The 4,844-nt window shown below is 70.7% G+C and carries 5 protein-coding genes; 3 read left to right on the top strand and 2 right to left on the bottom strand.

What is annotated here, in order from left to right:
* The coding region (locus H5407_RS23260; protein ID WP_404935657.1) for a biotin-dependent carboxyltransferase family protein at window positions 1-508 on the bottom strand (508 nt) is incomplete at its 3' end.
* Entirely contained in the window at window positions 501-1,181 is a 681-nt protein-coding gene (gene pxpB, locus H5407_RS23255; protein ID WP_183106871.1) for a 5-oxoprolinase subunit PxpB, read from the bottom strand. The genes pxpB and H5407_RS23260, both read right to left, overlap by 8 nt.
* Before the next feature lie 263 nt (window positions 1,182-1,444).
* Between pxpB and H5407_RS23250 the strand changes: the two genes are divergently transcribed.
* From H5407_RS23250 to lnt, 3 genes are all read left to right on the top strand, one after another.
* A complete protein-coding gene (locus H5407_RS23250; RefSeq protein WP_183106870.1) occupies window positions 1,445-2,530 on the top strand; it encodes an SGNH/GDSL hydrolase family protein in 1,086 nt (361 codons plus the stop codon).
* Window positions 2,531-2,553: 23 nt separating this feature from the next.
* Window positions 2,554-3,204 carry a hypothetical protein gene (locus H5407_RS23245; RefSeq protein WP_183106869.1) on the top strand — a complete coding sequence of 217 codons (651 nt, stop codon included), beginning with the start codon at window positions 2,554-2,556 and terminating at the stop codon, window positions 3,202-3,204.
* Between the two features lie 17 nt (window positions 3,205-3,221).
* On the top strand, window positions 3,222-4,844 hold a 1,623-nt coding region (gene lnt, locus H5407_RS23240), incomplete at its 3' end, for an apolipoprotein N-acyltransferase (protein ID WP_255501412.1).

Below are 4,844 nucleotides of genomic sequence, written 5' to 3'. Positions count from 1 at the left end.
CGCGCCGGCGCCCCGCGGGCGGTGCGATCGCCGCGCGCGCCTGCAGTAGGTCGCCGGCACGCAGCGCTCTGCCCTGCAGGCCGCCAAAGCCGCCCGCCAGATCGGTGCTGGAGGAGCCCATGCACGCGGGAGCCGCGATGCCGCCTGGAAGCGCCAGGTAGGCAAAGCGCCCCGCTCGCGGGCCTTGAAGCGTCAGGGTCTGCCCGGCGCGGGCGGCATGGGTCCAGCCCACGGGGCAGGGGTGTGTGTCCAGCATCACCCCGTAGTCGGCGCCGGCCAGCGCGAAGACGGCATCCTGCCCGAAGCGCAGCTGCAGCGGGCCGCCACTGATCTCCAGGGCCGGGAGGGCCAGGTCTTGCCCGAGCAGGGCGTTGGCCAGCTGCAGGGCCACGGGATCCATGGCACCCGCGCTGCCGATGCCCAGGTGGCGCCAGCCCGGGCGACCGAGGTCCTGCACGCTGCTCTGCAGGCCGGGCCGGATCACCGCCAGCGTGCTGGGCTCAGTCATCGCAGCGCTCCACCACGAAGCGCAGGCGGTCGCCCGGCTGCAGCAGCGTGGGCGGGCGGGCCTCGGCATTGAAGAGGCACAGGGCGGTGCGGCCGATGAGCTGCCAGCCACCGGGGCTGGCGCAGGGGTAGACACCCGTCTGTGCGCCTCCGATGCCCACCGAGCCGGCCGGTACCGCCGTTCGCGGCGTGGCCAGGCGTGGCGTGTGCAGGGCCGCTGGCAGGCCGTCCAGGTAGGCGAAGCCGGGCAGGAAGCCCAGGAAGAAGACGCGGTACTCGGCTTGGCTGTGCAGGCGAACCACCTCGCGCGGGGGCAGGCCGTGATGGCGGGCTACGCCTGCCAGGTCGGGCCCGGCCTCGCCGCCGTAGTGCACGGGGATCTCCACCAGTCGCCCCGATTGGAGGGCTGGCGCGGGCCTCTCGAGCTCAGCCTGCCAGAGTTGCATGAGTCGGGCGCAGGCCTTGTCGCCATTCAGCCGGTCGGGGTCGAAGACCCAGCTGAGGTTGCCCATGCCAGGCACGCAATCGATGACGACGTCGCCCGCAGCCAACAGCCGCTCGCGCAGGCGCCACAGCCGCTGCTGCAGCTCAAGGCCGGCGGAGGCGCCCGGGAAGTCCAGCAGGACGGCGCGTTCGCCCAGGGCCTGGCAACGGGCCTGCAAAGCTTCTGTCATGGGGTTTGCCTACGATGGCTTGACTGCATGGTGCCTGTTTCCTTACCAGATCCCTGCGGCCTTCAGCAGGCCGGGTTGCGGCGCGCATTGTCACCTGTGCGACAGCCCTGGTCCACGCTGGCACAGGCGCGGAGCCCGGCCTAGGGTTTGATGGGGTGGAGACTCGCCGGCTTTTGCCGGATCGTGCAGCGAGCTGCATCAAGACAGCCTGTGGATTCGCGTGCACGACTTGCCGTCGATTCTCACCCCCAATGGAGACAAGCATGAAGAAGTTCCCGTCCCTCCTGGCCGCCTGCGTCTCGGCCGTGGTCCTCGCTGCCGGCGCCCTGCCGGCGGCGGCCAGCACGCTCAACCAGAACGTGTCCTGGACCATCGACCGCGCCGGCACCAGCACCAAGTACCGCGTCGTGGCCTACGGCGATTCCATCTACGCCGGCTACAACGGTTCCACGATCAACGCCGCCAAGTACTCGGCCCCCACCGTCGATGCGGAATACCTCTCCGCCCTGTGGAACGCCGACATCGAAAGCGTGCGCCGCGCCAAGTCCGGCGCCGTGGCATCGGACGTCTACAACAACAAGATCGTGGGCGAGGCCTCTTACATGCAGGCCAGCAGCACTCGCGTCGTCACCTTCGAGATGTGCGGCAACGACGGCCTGCAGGCCCGCACCGCCTTCAAGGGCCAGAGCGGCACCTGCGACTACAGCGTGCTGGACAACGCCCTGGCCAACTGCAAGACCTATGTGGCCAAGGCGATGGACTACATCAACGCCAACGCCTACGCAGGCACCAAGCTGAAGATCATCTCCAATCTGCACTACCCCGGCTACGCGGCCGACAACGTGCAGAGCAGCTGCAAGGACGCCGCCACCGGCGCCACCGTCAATCTGCGCGACAGATTCCTGCCGGCCCTGACCAAGATGAACTACTGGATGTGCGAGTACGCTCGCCAGAAGGGGTTCAAGTGCGCCGACAACTTCGCCCAGTACATGGCCGCCGACTACGACAGCAACGGCGACGGGCAGGTGGATTCCGATGCCATCCGCTATGTGGCCGGTGACACCGAGGCGGCCTACGTGACCCGCATCACCTCCACCTACAAGAGCACCCTGCGCGACGCCAACACGCACTTCGTCTCGGCCAGCAGCAGCTACGACTACATCCAGTCCGATGACACCCACCCGACTTACAACGGTGGCACGGTGACGGCCGGCCTCTTCGGCGGCAGTACGGGCTCGGGCGCACCGCGCTACACCAGCTTCAGCGGCGGCAAGAACCCGATCTGGAATCAGTACGGGCATGAGCGCATGGGCTGGGCGCTGTCGGTGTCCAACCCGGCCACGCCCTGAGCCTGCGCCGAGGACGGCGGCTCATGAGCGCGAAGCAGGACCGGACTGCGCGGCGCAGGCTGGCTTTGCTGGCCTATGCCGGCCTGGCCGTGCTGTGCCTGGTCGGCGGTCTGGCCCTGCTGTGGCCGGCCGATCCGCCCGCGGAGTCCGTGCCGGTGGCCTCGGTGGGGGGCTCGGGCAGAGCGGGGTCAGGTCTTGCCGCAGCCCCGGCCAGCGGCGCGGCTGCGGCCAGCGCCGCACCGCATCCCTGGCTGCTGGTGGGCACTTCGGGCCCGGCCGTCAGCGATGACCTGGCCGACCACGTGCCTGCCGGCAGCGCGCCCGGCATGCAGGAGGTCATCGAGCGTCTGCACAAGGCCGGCGTTCGCACCGGCTTGGGCGCCTTCCAGCCCCCGGGCACGCGGCCGCCCATCGTCGGCCTGGCCGTGCCCGAGGACTATGTGCTGCCTGACGGCTACGTGCGCCACCACCAGGCCACCGACGACGGGCAGCGCATCGAGGCCATCCTGATGTTCGCGCCCGATCGGCCCGTCCACGACGCGCAAGGCCGTCCCATCGCCGTGCCCGCGGACCGCGTGGTCACGCCGGCCCTGGCGCCGCCGGGCTTCCCCATCCGCTTTGTTGTCATCCCGCGGCCACAGGAGCCGGTGCGCGAGGCCCCGGGGCAGCCCTGAACCTTTTGCGGATTTCCATGAATGCATTGATGTCGAAGGCCTGGGTCCGCGCGACCGGGGCCGTGGTGCTGGGCGTCGTCCTGCTGGCGCTTTACGCCCGTGGCAGCTGGGGGCTGGGCTTCGTGGCCCTGCTGCCCTGGCTGTGGTGGCTGGACCAGCCCGCGTCCTGGAGCCGGCGCCTGCTGCGAGCCTGGGCGCTGAGTCTGGCTTATGTCCTGGCCGCCTTCACCTGGTTTGGCACGGCCATCGCGCACTATGCCCAGTGGCCGCAGGCCCAGGGCCAGGCCGTGCTGCTGTTGATCGCGCCGCTGCTGCAGCCGCAGCTGATCGTCTGGGCCCTGGTGCGGCAGGGCATGGACGGGCGTCACCGTCCCTGGCTGCGAGCCTGGGCCGCCGCCGCGGCCTGGGTGGGCATTGAATGGCTGTGCCCCAAGGTGCTGGGTGACACGCTTGCGCACGGCCTCTATCCCGCGGCCGATCTGCGGCAGGCGGCAGCCCTGGGCGGGACAGCGGTCCTCACGCTGACGCTGCTGCTGGCCAACGAGGCACTGGCTCACCACCTGAGCCAGTGGGGCTCCGGTTGGAAGGTCCGACCTCGCGCACTGCTGGTGCCGTTGGGCCTGGCCCTGGCCTTGCCTCTTTTACTGCTGGCCTATGGCGCCAGCCGCGAAGCGCCGCGCCTGGATGCTGGCCTGCCCCTGCTGCGCGTAGGCCTGGTGCAGGCCAATATCGCGGACTACGAAGGTCGCCGTCAGTCCCAGGGCAGCTATGCCGTGGTGCGCGAGGTGCTGGACGTGCACTACGCCATGAGCTACGACGCCGTCGAGCGCCAGCGCGCAGACGCCGTGCTGTGGTCCGAGACCATCTACCCCACCACCTTCGGCCAGCCCAAGAGCGAGGCCGGCGCGCAGCTGGACCAGGAGATCGCTTCCATCGTCAACGCGGCCGGCGTGCCCTTCGTCTTCGGCACCTATGACCGCGATGCGACGGCGGAGTACAACGCCGCCGCCTTTGTGCAGCCGCAGCAAGGCCTGCTGGGCCTGTACCGCAAGACCCGGCTCTTCCCCTTCACCGAGCAGGTGCCGGCCTGGCTTGATGGCCCGCTGCTGCAGCGCTGGCTGCCCTGGGCGGGGCGCTGGCAGCCGGGCAGCGGGGCGCGGGTGTTTCCGCTGCGCCTGCGCGACGGGCGCGAGCTGCCGGTGCAGCCCCTGATCTGCCGGGATGATGTCGATCCCTCCCTGGCCATCGCCGGTGCGCGCCTGGGGGCCCGGGCGCTGCTGACCATGTCCAACGACGCCTGGTTCAGCGCGGACCCGCTGGGCGCCCGCCTGCACCAGGCCGTGGCGGCCTTCCGCAGCATCGAGACCGGCCTGCCACAGTTCCGGGTGACGACCAATGGATACAGCGCTGTCATCGATGCCCGCGGCACGGTGCACGCTGCGGGCGACTTCGGCCAGCGTGCCCTGGTCGTCGGCGCCCTGCCGGTGCCCGAGCCCACCCCGACGCTGCCGGTGCGCTGGGGGAACTGGGTGGGTCCTCTATGCCTGGCGAGCCTGGCGGGCCTGCTGCTGGTGCGCTGGCGCCCGCTGCGGGGCTGGGCACCGCAGCCGGCTGCGCCGCTGGGCTGGCCGCTGCGGGTG

It is taken from the genome of Mitsuaria sp. WAJ17 (assembly GCF_014174515.1).
In the GTDB taxonomy this organism is placed as follows: domain Bacteria; phylum Pseudomonadota; class Gammaproteobacteria; order Burkholderiales; family Burkholderiaceae_C; genus Roseateles_B.
The sequence above is the reverse complement of the archived record's forward strand: the minus strand, read 5'-3'. Positions and strand labels throughout refer to the sequence as shown.

Coding starts and splice junctions, on each gene's coding strand:
- pxpB (WP_183106871.1), bottom strand. CDS start 1,181: ATGACAGAAGCTTTGCAGGCCCGTTGCCAGGCCCTGGGCGAACGCGCC.
- H5407_RS23250 (WP_183106870.1), top strand. CDS start 1,445: ATGAAGAAGTTCCCGTCCCTCCTGGCCGCCTGCGTCTCGGCCGTGGTC.
- H5407_RS23245 (WP_183106869.1), top strand. CDS start 2,554: ATGAGCGCGAAGCAGGACCGGACTGCGCGGCGCAGGCTGGCTTTGCTG.